The sequence below is a fragment of the Sphingobium sp. CCH11-B1 genome, from assembly GCF_001556865.1.
GTDB lineage: Bacteria > Pseudomonadota > Alphaproteobacteria > Sphingomonadales > Sphingomonadaceae > Sphingobium.
On the sequence record NZ_LSJY01000202.1, the window covers coordinates 111,984 to 128,824 of the forward strand.

15 protein-coding genes are annotated in these 16,841 nt (G+C 65.8%); 7 read left to right on the plus strand and 8 right to left on the minus strand.

Annotation, left to right across the window (positions count from 1 at the left end; all coding sequences use genetic code 11):
- Nucleotides 1–45 precede the first annotated feature (45 nt).
- Nucleotides 46–996: a phosphoribosylglycinamide formyltransferase gene (purN, locus tag AX724_RS20220; RefSeq protein WP_066770308.1), complete on the plus strand. Its 951-nt coding sequence runs from the start codon at nucleotides 46–48 to the stop codon at nucleotides 994–996.
- Nucleotides 997–1,115: 119 nt separating this feature from the next.
- On the opposite strand, the gene AX724_RS20225 is transcribed toward purN, so the two are convergent.
- Complete coding sequence (locus tag AX724_RS20225; protein WP_066770310.1) at nucleotides 1,116–1,712, minus strand: TetR/AcrR family transcriptional regulator; 597 nt, start codon at nucleotides 1,710–1,712, stop codon at nucleotides 1,116–1,118.
- Between the two features lie 163 nt (nucleotides 1,713–1,875).
- Between AX724_RS20225 and AX724_RS20230 the strand changes: the two genes are divergently transcribed.
- Entirely contained in the window at nucleotides 1,876–2,175 is a 300-nt protein-coding gene (locus AX724_RS20230; protein ID WP_197421651.1) for a DUF5367 family protein, read from the plus strand.
- A gap of 224 nt (nucleotides 2,176–2,399) precedes the next feature.
- Here the strand turns inward: AX724_RS20230 and ftsH are convergent, their stop codons facing one another.
- The 6 genes from ftsH to ptsP form a co-directional block, all read right to left on the minus strand.
- A complete protein-coding gene (ftsH, locus tag AX724_RS20235) occupies nucleotides 2,400–4,349 on the minus strand; it encodes an ATP-dependent zinc metalloprotease FtsH (RefSeq protein ID WP_066770315.1) in 1,950 nt (649 codons plus the stop codon).
- A 111-nt stretch (nucleotides 4,350–4,460) separates the two neighbouring features.
- Complete coding sequence (locus AX724_RS20240) at nucleotides 4,461–4,652, minus strand: hypothetical protein (protein WP_066770322.1); 192 nt, start codon at nucleotides 4,650–4,652, stop codon at nucleotides 4,461–4,463.
- Between the two features lie 150 nt (nucleotides 4,653–4,802).
- On the minus strand, nucleotides 4,803–5,753 hold the full coding sequence (gene tilS, locus AX724_RS20245; protein ID WP_066770323.1) for a tRNA lysidine(34) synthetase TilS: 951 nt from the start codon (nucleotides 5,751–5,753) through the stop codon (nucleotides 4,803–4,805).
- The gene (locus AX724_RS20250) at nucleotides 5,744–6,688 is read right to left on the minus strand and encodes a tetratricopeptide repeat protein (protein WP_066770724.1); all 945 of its coding nucleotides are present in this window, start codon (nucleotides 6,686–6,688) and stop codon (nucleotides 5,744–5,746) included. Before AX724_RS20250 ends, tilS begins: the two co-directional genes overlap by 10 nt.
- Before the next feature lie 90 nt (nucleotides 6,689–6,778).
- Nucleotides 6,779–7,630, minus strand: a complete 852-nt coding sequence (locus AX724_RS20255) for a helix-turn-helix domain-containing protein (RefSeq protein WP_066770327.1) — start codon at nucleotides 7,628–7,630, stop codon at nucleotides 6,779–6,781.
- 74 nt (nucleotides 7,631–7,704) lie between these two features.
- Nucleotides 7,705–9,978, minus strand: coding sequence for a phosphoenolpyruvate--protein phosphotransferase (gene ptsP / locus AX724_RS20260; protein ID WP_066770329.1), 2,274 nt, complete (start codon nucleotides 9,976–9,978; stop codon nucleotides 7,705–7,707).
- A 163-nt stretch (nucleotides 9,979–10,141) separates the two neighbouring features.
- Between ptsP and AX724_RS20265 the strand changes: the two genes are divergently transcribed.
- From AX724_RS20265 to nadB, 5 genes are all read left to right on the plus strand, one after another.
- A complete protein-coding gene (locus AX724_RS20265) occupies nucleotides 10,142–11,329 on the plus strand; it encodes a pyridoxal phosphate-dependent aminotransferase (RefSeq protein ID WP_066770332.1) in 1,188 nt (395 codons plus the stop codon).
- A 257-nt stretch (nucleotides 11,330–11,586) separates the two neighbouring features.
- Nucleotides 11,587–12,753 carry a pyridoxal phosphate-dependent aminotransferase gene (locus AX724_RS20270; protein ID WP_066770725.1) on the plus strand — a complete coding sequence of 389 codons (1,167 nt, stop codon included), beginning with the start codon at nucleotides 11,587–11,589 and terminating at the stop codon, nucleotides 12,751–12,753.
- A 222-nt stretch (nucleotides 12,754–12,975) separates the two neighbouring features.
- Nucleotides 12,976–13,902 (plus strand): ABC transporter ATP-binding protein, encoded by a 927-nt coding sequence (locus AX724_RS20275; protein WP_066770335.1) that lies wholly within the window; start codon nucleotides 12,976–12,978, stop codon nucleotides 13,900–13,902.
- A 21-nt stretch (nucleotides 13,903–13,923) separates the two neighbouring features.
- Nucleotides 13,924–14,082, plus strand: a complete 159-nt coding sequence (locus AX724_RS24625; protein WP_443018775.1) for a DUF559 domain-containing protein — start codon at nucleotides 13,924–13,926, stop codon at nucleotides 14,080–14,082.
- A gap of 106 nt (nucleotides 14,083–14,188) precedes the next feature.
- Complete coding sequence (nadB, locus tag AX724_RS20280) at nucleotides 14,189–15,781, plus strand: L-aspartate oxidase (protein ID WP_066770337.1); 1,593 nt, start codon at nucleotides 14,189–14,191, stop codon at nucleotides 15,779–15,781.
- Nucleotides 15,782–15,896: 115 nt separating this feature from the next.
- Here the strand turns inward: nadB and AX724_RS20285 are convergent, their stop codons facing one another.
- Nucleotides 15,897–16,742 (minus strand): alpha/beta fold hydrolase, encoded by an 846-nt coding sequence (locus tag AX724_RS20285; protein WP_066770339.1) that lies wholly within the window; start codon nucleotides 16,740–16,742, stop codon nucleotides 15,897–15,899.
- Between the last annotated feature and the right edge of the window lie 99 nt (nucleotides 16,743–16,841).

The window sequence follows — 16,841 nt, forward strand, 5'->3', positions numbered from 1 at the left end:
GAAGGAACGGGCTTCGACAGGCTCAGCCCGAACGGAGTTGAAACAATGGTCAAAGCCAAAGTCGGCGTCCTGATTTCCGGTCGCGGGTCGAACATGGCGGCCCTGCTCTACGCCGCCAAGGCGGAAAGCTGCCCCTATGAAATCGTGCTGGTCGCCGCCAACGACCCGGACGCGCCGGGCCTGGCCCTGGCCGCGGCGGAAGGGGTCGCTACCTTCGGCCACAGCCACAAGGGAATGAAGCGCGCGGAGTTCGACCGCATCATCGACGCGCAACTGCGCGCGGCAGGCGCGGACTATGTCGCGCTCGCGGGCTATATGCGCCTGCTCTCGCCCGAATTCGTCAGGGCATGGGAAAACCGGATGCTCAACATCCATCCCAGCCTGCTTCCCAAATATAAGGGGCTGGACACGCACCAGCGCGCGATCGACGCGGGCGACAGTCATGCCGGCTGCTCCGTCCATATCGTGACGGCGGAACTGGACGACGGGCCGGTGCTGGGTCAGACGCCTGTCGCTATCCTGCCCGGCGACACCGCCGACAGCCTCGCCGCGCGCATCCTGATCGCGGAACATCAGCTCTATTCGCGCACCCTCGCCGATTTCGTGACGCGCGAGCGGCAACCCGACTGGCTGCTCAACAAAGTGCGCGCGATCGCGCTCGCCATGCCGCAGGCGGAAGAGACGCTGTCGCACGGCATGCCCTGCTTCGGCATCGTCAAGGGCAAGAAGTTCGGCTGGTTCACGCGCGACCATCATGGCGACGGCATCATCGCCGTCCTGGTCAAGACCAGCGCGCCGGAGGAACAGGCAAGCCTGATCGAGGCCGATCCCGCCCGCTATTACCGCCCCGCCTATTTCGGCAACGACTGGATCGGCATCCGCCTGGACCTTGGCGACACGGACTGGGACCACATCACCGACCGCCTCCGCGCCAGCTGGCGCCAGATCGCGCCGAAGAAACTGCTCGGCCTCATGGACATCGCCGAGGAGTTTTGAGGGCGAGGATGGGCGGATTGCCGAAGGTCAGCCTTTGGAGAGATGACAGGTGATAGCTGACGCTACGTAGAAAATATCATTCGGCAACAATCGCGCAAGATCGGCCGTTCGAGAGGCCATCATTCCCGCCGCGAAGGCGGCCTTTGCGATAGGGTCAGCGCGTCCACCAAGGCGGTTTCTATGTCGTCGACATCAGCGCCCAGCAAGCCGAACGTGGAGATGCCTTCGATCACAGCAAGCATCGCCGATGCCGATCGCGCCGGGTCCACCCCGGCCGGAAACTCCGTCCGAGCCATGATCCAATCCGACCATGCCCCCATCGTGCGATCGACCACGCCTTGAAAGACGGCATCCCCGCGCACGGCGCGCGCAACAATTTCCGCCCATAGCGCCATGAAGGGTTTTGCATCGGGTTCAGCGAGGAGATCGACTGCGATGCCAATCACCTCGAGAGGCGTTGACCGAGGCGATGGTGATGCCGACGACAGACTGGTTGCCAGTCGTTGGGACACGCTCGCCAGTGTGTCGGCTATGAGCGCAGCCTTTGTGCCGAAATAGTAGAGAAGCATGCGATCGCTGGTTCCGAGCCGCGCCGCCGCTGGGCGCAATGAAAGCGCTTCCAGCCCTTCTGCAAGAACGATGTCACCAAGCGCGCTCGCCAACGCGCTGCGTTTCGCGGCTTTTTCGGCTGCCTGCTGATCTCTTTTTTGTCCCATGCAAAATAACGTAGCAAGTGCTACGAAGAAATACTACGTAGCGAGTGCTACACGATTCTCGGAGATTGTCATGCTTGCGCCATCCCAAGTCCTCAGGCTCGTTCTGGTCAGCTTAGCATTGTGGGTCGTTGCGACCCTCTACATTCGCCTATTCCCCTCGGCTATGCTCGATCCGGTGATGGGCGGCCTGTCCTTCCTGACAACGTTCATGTTTGCCTGGCTCAGCATCGTAATTATCCGGGCCATCGCTGGATTGACCGCCGACCAACTGATCGCCGGGGTCAGCGTCGTTGGCACGGTAGCGATGATGATCGACGGAGCCGTCTTACACTGGTGGCCTGCGATATATGGGAAGAGTGAGACTGTCGTCCGTCTAGGTGCTGCATGGCTGTTGTGGGGCTATGGCGTGAGCCTCGGCATCGCCCTTCTTATGGCTCGTCGTGCTCGTCGGCCGGTGAAATAGCAGATTGCCACGCCAGCTATCTTCTTTCGCCACCACAAAGTTGCCTGTCGCACTTCCACCCGATTTCGTCATTCAGCCTTCCACCTGCCATCTGAATAAGGGCCGGCTTCAAGGGCGGGGATAATCCGGCGGAGGGACCAAAAATGGTCATTACCCGCCGCTAAACCGAAAAAGAGGCGAGGTCATCGACCCCGCCCCCTTTTTATCCCGGTTCCCGCCGCGCCTCAGGCGCCCAGCGGCGCGGGGTCGCCGAACGGCCCCTTGCGCTTGCGCGTCCGGGGGATGGAGGAGCCCGCCGCCGGGATCACCGACGGCTTGATCGTGGTGCCGTCGTCGCGGGTGATCTCGCCCTTTTCGAGCAGCGCCTTGATCTCTTCGCCCGACAGCGTCTCATATTCCAGCATCGCATTGGCGAGCAGGTGCAGCTGGTCCTCATGGCTCTTCAGCAATTCCTGCGCGCGGGCATAGCCCTGCTCCACCAGGCCGCGAATTTCCTTGTCGATCAGCTTGGCGGTCTCGTCCGACATATGGACGCGCTGGCTCTGCGAATAGCCAAGGAAGGTCTCGCCCTGCTGCTCCTCATACTGCAGCGGCCCCAGCTTGTCCGACATGCCCCATTGCGTGACCATGTCGCGCGCCAGCTTCGTGGCGTACTGAATGTCGCCGGACGCGCCGCTCGACACCTTGTCATATCCGAAGATGATCTCCTCGGCGACGCGGCCACCCATGGCGACGGCCATATTCGCATGCATCTTGTCGCGATGATAGCTGTAGCTGTCCCGTTCGGGCAGGCGCATCACCATGCCCAGCGCGCGGCCGCGCGGGATGATCGTCGCCTTGTGGATCGGGTCGGACGCCGGCTCATGGACCGCGACGATGGCATGGCCCGCCTCATGATAGGCGGTCATCTTCTTTTCATCGTCGGTCATGACCATGGAGCGGCGCTCGCTGCCCATCATGACCTTGTCCTTGGCCGCCTCGAACTCGTCCATGGCCACCAGCCGCTTGCCCCGGCGCGCGGCCATCAGCGCAGCTTCGTTGACCAGGTTGGCGAGGTCAGCGCCCGAAAAGCCCGGCGTGCCGCGCGCGATGGTGCGCGGGTTGACGTCCGGGGCCAGCGGCACCTTCTTCATATGGACGGCGAGGATCTTCTCGCGGCCCTCGATATCGGGACGCGGAACCACGACCTGCCGGTCGAAACGGCCGGGACGCAGCAGCGCGGGATCCAGCACGTCGGGGCGGTTCGTCGCCGCGACGATGATGATGCCCTCATTCGCCTCGAAGCCGTCCATCTCGACCAGAAGCTGGTTCAGCGTCTGCTCGCGCTCATCATTGCCGTTGCCGAGGCCCGCGCCGCGATGGCGTCCGACCGCGTCGATTTCGTCGATGAAGACGATGCAGGGCGCATTCTTCTTCGCCTGTTCGAACATGTCGCGCACGCGGCTCGCGCCCACGCCCACGAACATTTCGACGAAATCGGAGCCGGAAATGGTGAAGAAGGGAACGCCCGCCTCGCCTGCGATCGCGCGGGCCAGCAGCGTCTTGCCGGTGCCGGGCGAGCCGACCAGCAGCGCGCCCTTGGGAATCTTGCCGCCCAGCCGCGCGAACTTGCTCGGGTCCTTCAGGAATTCGACGATTTCCTGCAGTTCCTCTCGTGCCTCGTCGATGCCGGCGACATCGTCGAACGTCACCTTGCCGTGCTTTTCAGTCAGCAGCTTGGCCTTGGACTTGCCAAAGCCCATCGCCCCGCCCGCGCCGCCGCCCTTCTGCATCTGGCGCAGCACGAAGAAAGCGATGCCAAGGATCAGCAGGAACGGCAGCGACTGGAACAGAAGATATTGCCAGAAGCTCGGCTGCTCCTGCGCCTGGCCCGAATATTTGACGTTGTAGTCGTCCAGCAGGCCGGTCAGGCCCGGATCGTTAACCGGAACGGTGGAGAATTTCTGCCCGCTCGACAATGTGCCGCTGATCTTGTCGGGCGCGATGGCGACGTCCTTGACCTGGCCTTCCTGCACCTTGGAGCGGAACTCGGAATAGGCGATGCCCGTCCCGCCGCTGGTGGCGGTGGTGTTGCCGAACATCGACACGAACAGCAGCAGGGCGACGATCACGCCCGCCCATATCATGGCGCTCTTGATCCAAGGGTTGCCCTGCGGGTCTTTCTCGTCGTTCATCATCACTCTCTTTCACCGGCCAAGATAGGGCGCGCCCGCAAAAGCGCAAGCGGAGCGGAGGTCATCCTCCCCCGCTTTAATCCCCGACTTCTTTACGTCCGATGACCGGCCTCACGCGCCAAGGAACATCCGCGCCGCGACCCAGGCCAGCGCAATCGCAACGCCGGCAGACAGGCCACACAGCAGATAGCCGACATAGAGCAGCAGCGGCGGATGCGGCCGCGCCATTTTCCGGTTCCGTTGCGCCGCCGAAAGGATCACGCTCGCCAAAAGGCCATAAGTCAGCGCTGCAAATTCCATCATCTACTTCATTCCCCGCTTGTGCGGATGCAGGATAGGGCAATGGGCCGTTAAGGAAAGATCACCGCATCGCACAAAATCGGCAGGGCGTTCAGACTGCGGGATCATCCGTGGAACCATATCGTAACGACCGGAAACGGCTGAACGCGACGGTCAGCGACGGGCCGGCGCGGGCATCAGCGTCCAGCTCGCGCCGCCGGTCAGCAGCCAGTCACCCAGGCTGCTTTTTCCACCGGTCATGGCCTGGGCGATGGCGCGGTCGATGGCCTCGCCTCGCGGCGTGGGCGATTCGGGATCGGCGACGGCCAGCATGTGCAGCAGCAGGCGGCGCAGATATTCGCGCGGAAGGTCGGTGCGCTCCAGGCGGCAGCCCGCGCCCTCCCGCCGCACATGCGCCGCCGCAAGCGCCTCGACGCTCCACGCCAGCGCCGCCTCCGCTTCCGCCAGCGCCGCCGCGCTGCGCCCCGCTGCCTCCGGGTCGATCCAGTCCACCCCGGCCAAAGCCGCGCGCAATGCCGCCCGGTCGTACCGCCTGTCGGCATTGGACGGGTCATGGACGAAGGGCAGCCCTTCTGTCTCCGCCAGTGCGACCAGCGCTGCCTTGCGCTCGCCCAGCAGCGGGCGGATCACCCGCCCCGCCTGCCCGCGCACGCCCGCCAGCCCGGCCACGCCCGATCCGCGGTTGAGGCGCATGATCATGGTTTCCAGCTGATCGTCGGCATGATGTGCCGTCATGATCCAGTCGATGCCCCGCGCGCCCCGCCATGCCTCGATCAGGCGGTAACGCATCGTCCGCGCCCAATTCTGGACGTTGCCGGCGACGGGCGCGTCGGGGATCAGGACGTCGTGCGGCACGCCCGCCCCCGCACACCAGCGCGCCACCATGGCCGCTTCCTCCGCCGCTTCGGGCCGCAGCCGGTGGTCGACCGTCACCGCCTCGACCCGTCCTGGGTAGAGCAGCGACGTCAGGAAAAGCAACGCCATGCTGTCCGGCCCGCCCGACACGGCGACGCCGAAGCGCGCGGCATCATCCGCGCCCGTCATCGCGGCGATGGCCTGCGCCAGCCGCGCCTCCAGCGCCGCCCGGCTGTTGTCTAGCTGCACTTCGCGGTGGCGCGTCCCTTGGCCATCATGCCCTTCAGGCTGGCGGACAGGGTCGCGCCATAGACCTGGTCCAGTTCCTGATAGACCTTGCACGCGTCGCTCGGCTTCTTGAGCTGGATCAGCGCCTCGCCCAGATAGGCGAGACTGTCGGGCGCGCGATCGCCGCGCGGGCGCTTCTGGTAATTTTCATAGAAGGCAACGGAAGCGAGTGCCGGCTTGCCATCGTCCAGATAAGCGCGGCCGAGCAGATTCTGCGCCTTGCTGGCGATCGGGCTGTCGCCATATTTCTCGACCGTGGCCTTCAACTGCGCCTGCGCTTCAGGATAGAATTTCGCATCCCACAGGCGGAAGCCATAGCTGTAGGCGTCGTCGGCGGCATTGCCGGTGCTCGGCCGTTCGATCGCCGCGACCGCCGTCTTGCGCTCTTCGCTGGCAACGGGCGTGGCGACCGGCTTTGCGGGCGCGGGCGCGGGCTTCGTCGCTGCGGGCCGGGTCGCAGCCGGCAATGCCGCGCTGCCGGCGGGCGGCGTGAACGGGGCGGTCGCCGCAGGCGCGGCAGCCGGATCGACCGCCGGGGGAGCCAGCCTGGCGTCCGTCTCAGTCTTGTAGCGGTTGAACGCCTCCTCCAGCTGGCGCAGCTTGAAGCTGTTTTCCTCGACCTGGCCGGTGACGGAGGCAAGCTGCGATTCCAGCGCGCCCACCCGTGCCGTCAGGTCGGCGATGGGCGTGCTGGCCGGACTGCCGGGCGCGACGGTCGGGGTTGCTGGCCGGCTGATCTCCGCCTCAAGCGGCTGGCCGCCGGGAAAGACCTTGCGCTGCACCGCGCGCATTTCCTTTTCCAGCCGGTCGACGCGACCCTCGACCGTCGTCTGCGCCGTTGCGGCAGGTGCGAACGCCAGCAGGACGGCCGAAGTCGCAAAAAGGGCGTTACGCATCATCATCCCCGACTTAACTTTCTTGCGCCCAACCATAATCGCTTATTCCACTTGGTAAAGCGCGACGTGCGCCGGGGTCGAGCGCGTGGATCAGGGACCCGATTGAACAGGGGCCGGCGTCGCGGCGGACGGCGTCGCCCCGGCCGGAACGGTCGCAGCGCCCCGCGCCAGCAGCGCCTCTGCGCTCACCGGCACATCGGCGATGGTCCGGTCCGCCGCACCCAGCGGCGGAATCGGCTTCCCGCCGACGGTCACGGACAGCGCCTGCGGCCGACCGGTCAGGATCATCGGCCCCTTGGCCGTGGCCGGCAGGGTGAAGCTCTCACCCTTCTTCATCAGGCCGTCCTTCAACCGCTCGCCCGCCTCGTCATAGATGCGCAGCCACACATCGTCGGTCGCGGTAAAGACGACCGGCCTGGCAGCGGGAGGGATGGGCGCGCGGGTTCCGGCGGGCCGGGCCGCAGCAGGCTGCGGCGTCTGCTGCTGCGCGATCTGCTCGCCCATCGGCGGCGTCAGCACCTGCGTACGCCACAGCGTGTAGCCGGCGATCAACAGCACGACGATCGCCGCCACGACCCAAGCCAGCCGGCGCGGCGGCACGCGCGCGGGATCGACCGGCTCGAACGCTTCATAACGATTGGCGCCCAGGTCGCTTTCATGCACGGCGCGGCGCACATCGGCGGCGACTTCCACCTCGTCCATGCCGATGGCGCGGGCGTAGGCGCGGGCGAAGCCGACCGCATAGGGGATGCCGGGCAACGCGCCGTAATCGTCGCGCTCGATCGCCTCTAGCTGGCGCTGCGCAATGCGGGTGCGGGTCGCGACATCCTGGATCGACAGACCCTGCGCTTCGCGCCCCGCACGCAGCTTCGCGCCGGGGGTGTCGGTCTGCGCGTCCGCCGCGCCGACTGCGCCGGTGTCCAATTCCGTTTCGTCCGCCATGCTGCTCCGCGACCTTTTTCTCGCCGGCCTTGTCTCATTGTGGCACTGGCCTTGTCAACGCCGGGACAGGCCGTTCACCCCGCTTCTATATTCCGCTCTTTCGCCCATTCGGACAGCCGGGCGCGAATGTCGGTCGCGCCTTCGTCCAGCCACTGACGCATCAGGGCCTGCAGTTCCGCCGCGTCGATCATGCGGATCATCGCCTTGACCGGCCCGACCGACGCAGGCGTGATCGACAGGCGGCGAATCCCGAGCGCGATGAGCGCCATCGCCTCCAGCGTGCGCCCGCCCATTTCGCCGCACACGCCGACGGGCACGCCATGCGCCTCGGTCGCGCGCACCACCCGGTCCAGGAAGCGCAGGATCGCGATGCTCAGCCAGTCGTACCGCTCCGCCAGCTTGGGATGGGCGCGGTCGGCAGCGAAGAGGAATTGCGTCAGGTCGTTGGTCCCCACCGACAGAAAGTCGAGGCGCGGCAGCAACAGGTCCAGCACCTCGGCCAGCGCCGGCACCTCCAGCATCGCGCCATATCTGACCGCGATCGGCATCTTCTTGCGCTGGCCGATCAGCCATTCGCGCTGCCCCTCCACCAGAGCGCGCGCCTCCTCATATTCCCATGGTTCCGACACCATCGGGAACATGATGTTCAAGACCTTGCCCGCGCCCGCCTCCAGCAGCGCGCGCGCCTGCGCTTTCATGAGGCCATCGCGGTCCAGCGCCAGCCGCAGCGCGCGCCACCCCATCGCCGGATTATCCTCATGCTCGTCATCGTCGCGCTGCATGTACGGCAGCGCCTTGTCGCCGCCGATGTCCACCGTGCGGAAGATCACGGGCCGGTCGCCCGCCGCATCCAGCACGTCCTTGTAGAGCCGCTGCTGCTTTTCCCGCTGCGGCAGCGTGGCCGACACCAGGAACTGGAATTCGGTGCGGAACAGGCCGATGCCGTCCGCGCCCACCAGGTCCAGCGCCTGCGCATCCTCCCGCAGGCCGGCATTGACCATCAGCTCGACCCGCTGCCCGTCCACCGTCACCGACGGCAGGTCGCGCATGGCGGCGAATTCCGCGCGGCGCTTCTGGGTGATGTGCAGCTTGTTCTCGAACGCCTCGTCCATGTCGGCGCTCGGGCGGAGCAGCAGCGTATTCTCGTTGACATCCATCAGGATGAGGTCGCCCTCGCTCACCTGATGGCGGATATCGCGCACCCGGCCCAGCACCGGCACGCCCATGGCGCGCGCGACGATGGTCACATGCGCGGTCAGCGATCCTTCCTCCAGGATCACGCCCTTCAGCCGCCGCCGGTCATATTCCAGCAGTTCGGCTGGGCCAAGGTTGCGGGCGATCAGGATCGCGTCCTGCCGAAGGCCCATCTGCGCCGCCGTGCCCAATTGCCCGGACACGATGCGCAACAGCCGGTTCGCCAGATCCTCCAGGTCGTGCATCCGGTCGCTCAGCAACGGATCGTCGATCTGCCGCATCCGCATCCGGGTGCGCTGCTGCACCCGTTCGATCGCGGCCTCGGCGGTCAGTCCGCTGTCGATCGCCTCGTTGATGCGGCGCGTCCACCCTTCGTCATAGGCGAACATCTTGTATGTTTCGAGCACCTCCTGATGCTCGCCCTCGGTGCCGAACTCGGCCGCGCCGGTCATGCGATCGATCTGCTCGCGCATCTTGGCGAAGGCGGAAATGACGCGCGCGCGCTCCGCCTCCGTATCCTCCGCCACCGTATGTTCGACATGGATGCGTGGCTGGTGGAACACCGCATGCCCCCGCGCCATCCCCATTACCAGCTGCAGCCCGTGCAGCATCGTCGTGCCGGTTTCGGCGACCCGCGAATCCGCCGGGCCATCGTCGGCCAGTTCAGCGTTGGCGATCAGTTCGGACAGCACCATGGCGACCGTCTGCAACGCCTCGATTTCGACCTCCTCGTAACGGCGCGGCTCCATATGCTGCACGCACAGCACGCCGATGGCGCGCTCGCGCCGGACGATCGGCACGCCGGCGAAGCTGTGGAACATGTCCTCGCCCGTCTCGGGCCGATAGGAAAAGTCCGGGTGCGCGGCCGCTTCGTCCAGGTTCAGCGTCTCGACATTGGTGGCGATCAGGCCGACCAGGCCCTCCCCCATCGCCATGCGCGTGACGTGCACCGCCTCCTGCTTCAGCCCCCGCGTCGCGAACAGCTCCAGCACGCCCTCGCGCACCAGATAGATGGAGCAGACCTCGCTCGACAGCGACTCGCCGATGATCTCCACCACCTTGTTGAGCTTGGCCTGTGCGCTGGTGCGCGCGGCCATCACCTCCTGCAGGCGGATCAATATCTGGCGGGCGGCGGCGGCGGGCGTGCTGGGCATGGCATTGCGCTAACAGATTGATGCCGGGCTTACCAAGGCGATTTCAATCGATCTCGGCGCATTATTGAAGGACTTTGCCTGTTTGCATGGCGGAAACATTCGATACAATCGTTCGGCACGATGACAGGGGGTTACGCATCCCCAAGCAGAGAGGGACAGCGACATGGCGACCGACGCGCAAACGACATTCGACCAGGCGACCATCGAACCGGCGACTTTCGAACAGGATCTGGCCGCGCGCGGCTATTCCCGCCGCCAGATGGCAAAGGCCGCCGCGTTGCTCGGCGCCGCCGCCGCGACGATCCGCATGCCGGAAGCGAGCGCGCAGCAGGCGGCGAAAGCCGTGTCGGGCGCGGTACGCATCGGCGCCAATGAATGCTGGACCGGCCCCTTCCCTTCCGGCGTCGCCGCCGCCACGAAGCTGGCCCAGGAAGGCAACCGTTACGAACCCGACGACGAACATGCCAAGCTGTTCGCCGCCGTCGCCTCGGTGGAGGGTATTCCGGCCGAACGCATCCTCGCATGGCCCGGCTCGTCCGACCCGCTGAGCCGCGTCGCCGTCGCCTACGCCTCGCCCACGCGCGGCATCGTGACCGCCGATCCGACCTATGAAGCGATCTGGCGCACCGCCGCCTGGCTCGGCGCGCCGGTGAAGAAGGTGCCGCTGACCAAGGATTACGCCCATGACGTGAAGGCGATGCTGGCGGCCGATCCGAATGCCGGCGTCTATTATATCTGCTCGCCCAACAACCCGACCGGCACGGTCACGCCCATCGCCGACATCGAATGGCTGGCGAACAACAAGCCCAAGGACGCGATCCTGGTCGTCGACGAAGCCTATATCCACTGGGTCGACGGCCCCAATGCGGCGAAGCTAGCGGGCACGCGCGACGATGTGCTGATCCTGCGCACCTTCTCGAAGCTGTTCGGCATGGCGGGCATGCGCCTCGGCCTCACCTTCGCAAGCCCCACGCTCATGGAAAAGATGATGCGCTATGACGGCGGGCAGGTCACGGCGATGCTGCCGATGACCGCCGTCGCCTGCGGCACTGCTTCCGTGACGGAAGCCGCGCTCATCAAGCAGCGCCGCGCCGAAATGGTCGCCGCCCGCGAAAAGTCGGTCTCCCACCTGAAGGCCAAAGGGATCAAGGTGATCCCGGGCAGCCAGGCCAATATGTTCATGGTGGACTGGGGCAAGCCGGCCAAGCCGATGATGGAGGCGATCCTGGCGCAGGGCGTCCAGATCGGCCGGTCCTGGCCCATCTGGCCCAACGTGTCGCGCGTGTCGGTCGGCTCCATGGAGGAAATGGAGGCTTTCAACGCCGCCGTCGACAAAGTCTGGAAGGCGTAATCCTTTCGCCCCGCGCCTGACGGCGCAGGGCAGAGCGGCACCGGCCCGCTCCCCCATCCGGCTTCCCAATGGACGTATCATATGGGAAGCCGGATGGGGGAGCGGGCCGGTGCCATATTGTTTTTCGCCAGGAAAACAGAAAATCACAGAAAATCAAAGAGGCGCATTGTGGAAATGCGCCGCCGCTTCGTCTTCCCCGGTTGAATAAGCTGAACATGATCGCAGACGCTCTCATCGCAGACAGGGGACATCACACCATGACCATGATGCTGAACAAGGAAGCCAAGGAAGACCTGATGGACCGCGGCTATTCGCGCCGCCAGTTGGCCGAGATCACCGCGCTCGTCGGCGCGGGCGTCGCCGCCAGCGCGCTGCTCCCCGCCGCCGCGCTCGCACAGCAGCAGGCAGGCCGTGGCATCAAGGGCGCGGTGCGCATCGGCGCCAACGAATGCTGGACCGGTCCTTTCCCTTCGGGCGTTCAGGCGGCGGCCGAAGCCGCCTCCTTCGGCAACTGGTACGATCCCGACAATTATCGCGGTGACCTCATCAAGACCGTCGCCGCCGTCGAAAGCCTGCCCGAAACCCACATCATGCCCTGGCCCGGTTCGGGCGGCCCGCTGGTCAGCATCGTCGCGGCCTATTGCTCGCCGACCAAGGGCCTGGTCACCGCCGATCCGACTTTCGAATCCGCCTGGCGCACCGCCGACTATATGAAGGCCCCGATCGCCAAGGCGCCCCAGGCCATCGGCAAGGGTCATGACGTGAAGGCGATGCTGGCCGCCAACCCGAACGCCGGCCTCTATTATATCTGCACGCCCAACAACCCGACCGGCACGATCACGCCGCTCGCGGACATCAAATGGCTGCTCGACAACAAGCCGGCCGACTCCATGCTGCTGGTGGACGAAGCCTATATCCACTTCTCCGAAGCGCCAAGCGCCGCCACCCTGATCGGCAACCGCAAGGACATCATCGTCATGCGGACCTTCTCGAAGCTGTTCGGCATGGCGGGCGTGCGCCTCGGCCTCACCTTCGCGGACCCCGAAGTGCAGAAGCGCATCATGCTGTTCGGCCCGGCGGCGGGCGGCCTTGCCATCACCGCCATGCACTGCGGCAACGCGGTGTACAAGGAAGCCGCGCTCATCACCGCGCGCCGCAACGAAATGATCGGCAACCGCGAGGAAACGATCGCCTATCTCACCAAGAAGGGCATCGAGGTACAGCCGGGCAGCCAGGCCAACATGTTCATGGTCAACTGGAAGAAGCCGGCCAAGGAGATGCAGGCCGCCCTGCTCGCCGCGCCGGAAAAGGTGCAGATCGGCCGCAGCTGGGCGATCTGGCCCACCGTCTCGCGCGTCACCGTCGGCTCGTCCGACGACATGGCCAAGTTCCGCGCGGCGGTCGACAAGGTCTACAAGGCGTAAGCATTCCCATAGCCTTGCGAAGGGAGGGCGTCCGGGCGACCGGACGCCCTTTTTTCATGCGTGCGGCGGCGCACGCGTCCCCGCGACGGCGCAGCGATTTGCACGAATCCGGCGATGACGTCGGGCGAAACGACAAGAACTTCACCGGTCGCGTTTCAGGCCCGCTGCGAAGCGGCAATCAGCCTCTTTCTTTCGCGGTTCCCCATCCCCATAGAGGGGACCATGACCGACGCCCCGCAAGCCGCCATCGAGATCCGCAACCTCACGAAAGTCTATAAGGGCGGCAAGCGCGCGCTCGACGGCATCGACCTTTCCATCCCGCGCGGCCAGATATACGGCCTGCTCGGCCCCAACGGCGCGGGCAAGTCCACCACGATCAACATCCTTGCGGGCATGGTGAACAAGACCGCGGGCGACGTCAGCATCTGGGGCTTCGACATTGACGCCCATCCGCGCAACGCCAAGAACTCGATCGGCATCGTGCCGCAGGAAATCGTCTTCGATCCCTTCTTCACGCCCTTCGAGACGCTGGAGAACCAGGCCGGCTATTATGGCGTGCCCAAGGAACGCCGCCGCTCGATGGAACTGCTGCGCGCCGTCCATCTGGATGACAAGGCGAACGCCTATGCCCGCACGCTTTCGGGCGGCATGAAGCGGCGGCTGCTGGTGGCGAAGGCGATGGTCCATTCGCCGCCCATCCTGGTGCTGGACGAACCCACCGCCGGCGTCGACGTCCAGCTGCGCCAGCAGCTCTGGGCCTATGTCCGCGAATTGAACCAGCGCGGCGTGACGATCGTGCTGACGACCCATTATCTCGAGGAAGCCGAGGAACTGTGCGACCGCATCGGCATCATCAACCACGGCCGCGTCATCACCGACAAGCCGACGCGCGAGCTAATCGCCATGGCGCAGGAGAAGGTCGTGGTGGTGACGGTCGACCGCGACCTCACCACTGCGCCTGACGCACCCTGCTTTGAAAAGGTCGAACTGTCGAACGACCGCACGCTCACCATCACCTACAGCAAGGACCGCGCGAACGCCGGCCAGGTGCTGAGCGCGGTGCAGGCGAATGGCCTGGCAATCGTGGACGTCTCGACGCGAGACCCGGACCTGGAGGATGTCTTCCTCAACCTGACGGCGGATGCGTAAGGAACGGGGACGGATGAGGCGCTGCCAGTCCGCGCCAAAGACCTTCGCAGCACCGCCACACGCTTCGTCATCGAAGTCGATGGCGCAAGTCACGATCAGAACATCGACCATGGCGCCGGGCGCGATGCTCACGGTTACGCGCAGGGCTTCACATCTTGCGTATTGCGAATGACGATGTGATGACAAATGTTGAAGGCGTGATTTCGCACATCCAGGCGATGCTCGCGCAAGCCCACCCCTAACCCTTCCCGCCTGCGGGAGGGGGGTAAGACTATAAAGTAGCATCATGACCACCACCCTCCACGATGTCGTCATCATCGGTTCCGGCGCCGCCGGCCTCACTGCCGCGATCAATCTGGCGCAGGATCGCAAGGTGCTGGTGCTGGCGAAGGGCGCGCTCGACGGCGGTTCCACCAACTGGGCGCAGGGCGGGATCGCTGCGGTGCTCGACGCGGGCGACAGTTTCGAGGCGCATGTCCATGACACGATGGTCGCGGGCGCGGGCCTCAACGACCGGGCGACGGTGGAGTTTGTCGTCTCCGAAGCCCCCGCGGCGATCGAGCGCCTCGCCGCGCTCGGCGTCCCCTTCAACGGCGGCGAAACCTTCGGCGAACGCTGGCACCTGACGCGCGAGGGCGGGCACAGCCACCGCCGCATCGTCCATGTCGACGACGCCACCGGCCATGCGGTGCAGGTCGCGCTGCTGGAGGCCGCCCGCGCCAACCCGAATATCACCCTGATGGAGGATATGGTCGCCATCGACCTCATCACCTCCCGCCATGGCGAGCGCTATTCGGGTGACGGCCATGTGTGGGGCGTCTATGCTTTCAACAAGGCGACGAAGCGGGTCGATACGCTGCTCGGGAAAGCGACGATCCTGTGCACGGGCGGCGCAGGCCGGACCTATCTCTTCTCCACCGCCCCGCGCGGCGCGACCGGCGACGGCATCGCCATGGCCTGGCGCGCGGGTTGCCGCGTCTCCAACATGGAGATGAACCAGTTCCATCCAACCTGCCTCTACAACCTTGAGGTCAAGAACTTCCTGATTACGGAGGCGGTGCGCGGCGAAGGCGGGCATCTCAAGATACCCGGCACCGGCGAGCGCTTCATGCCCCGCTTCGATCCGCGCCAGGAACTGGCCCCGCGCGACGTCGTGGCGCGGGCCATCGACCATGAAATCAAGCGTCTGGGCCTCGACTATGTCCATCTCGACATCAGTCACAAGGACCCCGCGTTCGTGAAGCACCATTTCCCCACGATCTACGCGCGCCTGCTCGATCTCGACATCGACATCACGAAGGAGCCGATTCCGGTCGTCCCGGCGCAACATTATACCTGCGGCGGCGTCGTCACGGACCTTGACGGCCGCACCGACCTCCCCGGCCTCTATGCCGCCGGCGAAGTGAGCGAGAGCGGCCTCCATGGCGCGAACCGCCTCGCCTCCAACTCGCTGCTGGAATGTTTCGTCTTCGGGGAAGCGGCGGCCAAGCATATCCGCGCCAACTGGGACGACCTGCCCGCTCCGCCACCCATCCGGCCATGGGACGAAAGCCGCGTCACCAACAGCGACGAGGAAGTGATCGTCCAGCACAACTGGAAGGAAATCCGCCGCTTCATGTGGGACTATGTCGGCATTGTCCGAACCACCAAGCGGCTGGAACGCGCCCAGCACCGCATCGACCTCCTGTCGAGGGAAGTCGACGACTATTACGGCAATTTCCGCGTGACCCCCGACCTCATCGAACTGCGCAACCTGCTGGAAGTGGCGCGGCTGGTCGTGCGGTCGGCGCTGCACCGCAGGGAAAGCCGGGGGCTGCACTATACGCTCGACTATCCCGATACCCTGCCCGAAGCGGTCGATACGGTGCTCGCACCCTGAAAAAAAGGCGCGGGGCCGGGGGTCCGCCGCGCCTTGAGGTGGAGGAGAGAATGCGTTGCCAGCGCACTCGCTGCAGACCGATAGCGGGATTCGTCCGCCACGCCTTTGACCGGCGTCAAACGCCGCGCAGAAAATCCCGAAGCAATGCGGTGAACCGCGTCGGCTGGTCGCGCATCACCATGTGACCGCTGGGACCGATCGGCCGAAGGCTCACCCCCTTCTTGCCCGCATAGCCGCTGCGGAAACGCTCGCCGATGGCGGCGTTCATCTGCGTGTCGTCGCCCACCGCATAGACCACCGCCAGCGGAACGGAGAGGCGCGGCAGCTGCGGGCCAAGATCGATATTGGCAAGGTCGCGCAGCGCATTGGCGATCACGTCGGGATCGCTGCCCTGCGCGCCGGGCGTCCGCGCGACCATCTGCGCCAGATAACGCCGTCCCGCGGCCGTCCCGGTCAGATAGCCGCTCAGTTGATCCGCCAGAAAGCCAAGCCCGCTCGCCGTCCCTCCGACCATCGCCGCGCCGGCCGGTAGCATGTCGACCACCATCACCCGCCCGGCGACGCCTTTCAGCCCCAGCAGCAGGGCCAGCGTGCCGCCCATGGAATGGCCGACGACTGCCGGCCGCTTCAGCCCTGCGGCGGCGATATAGCGGGCAATCTCGTCCGCCACCGGCTGCACGACCGGACCGCTCGCATTGCCGTCGGCGGGCAAGCCCGCGAAACCCCGAACCTGCACGAGATGGAAGCGATACTCGCCGAGCGCGCCTACCACGCCGTTCCAGACGGCGGGACCGCTGGACAGGCCGGGGATCAGCAACACGTCCGGCCCGCTGCCGCGCACGGTCACGGCAATGCGTCGCGACGCAAAGGGGGCGGCGGCCCGCGCCGGGCACGCCCATGCCAATCCGCCTGCCGCCGCCGCGCCGACCAGCAGCGTCCGCCTGTCCATCGCCTGTTCCATGCCGCTGCTATTGCCCGTTCGCCGCTGAACCGCAACTGAGCAATATCGATATGGATCAACCGGTTGCGCCGCAAATCTTCCCTCCATCGTATTTCAGGA

Excerpts from the sequence above, each read along its gene's own strand:
- purN (WP_066770308.1), top strand. The coding sequence starts at position 46 with ATGGTCAAAGCCAAAGTCGGCGTCCTGATTTCCGGTCGCGGGTCGAAC.
- AX724_RS20225 (WP_066770310.1), bottom strand. The coding sequence starts at position 1,712 with ATGGGACAAAAAAGAGATCAGCAGGCAGCCGAAAAAGCCGCGAAACGC.
- AX724_RS20230 (WP_197421651.1), top strand. The coding sequence starts at position 1,876 with ATGCTCGATCCGGTGATGGGCGGCCTGTCCTTCCTGACAACGTTCATG.
- ftsH (WP_066770315.1), bottom strand. The coding sequence starts at position 4,349 with ATGAACGACGAGAAAGACCCGCAGGGCAACCCTTGGATCAAGAGCGCC.
- AX724_RS20240 (WP_066770322.1), bottom strand. The coding sequence starts at position 4,652 with ATGATGGAATTTGCAGCGCTGACTTATGGCCTTTTGGCGAGCGTGATC.
- AX724_RS20250 (WP_066770724.1), bottom strand. The coding sequence starts at position 6,688 with ATGCGTAACGCCCTTTTTGCGACTTCGGCCGTCCTGCTGGCGTTCGCA.
- AX724_RS20255 (WP_066770327.1), bottom strand. The coding sequence starts at position 7,630 with ATGGCGGACGAAACGGAATTGGACACCGGCGCAGTCGGCGCGGCGGAC.
- ptsP (WP_066770329.1), bottom strand. The coding sequence starts at position 9,978 with ATGCCCAGCACGCCCGCCGCCGCCGCCCGCCAGATATTGATCCGCCTG.
- AX724_RS20265 (WP_066770332.1), top strand. The coding sequence starts at position 10,142 with ATGGCGACCGACGCGCAAACGACATTCGACCAGGCGACCATCGAACCG.
- AX724_RS20270 (WP_066770725.1), top strand. The coding sequence starts at position 11,587 with ATGACCATGATGCTGAACAAGGAAGCCAAGGAAGACCTGATGGACCGC.
- AX724_RS20275 (WP_066770335.1), top strand. The coding sequence starts at position 12,976 with ATGACCGACGCCCCGCAAGCCGCCATCGAGATCCGCAACCTCACGAAA.
- nadB (WP_066770337.1), top strand. The coding sequence starts at position 14,189 with ATGACCACCACCCTCCACGATGTCGTCATCATCGGTTCCGGCGCCGCC.
- AX724_RS20285 (WP_066770339.1), bottom strand. The coding sequence starts at position 16,742 with ATGGAACAGGCGATGGACAGGCGGACGCTGCTGGTCGGCGCGGCGGCG.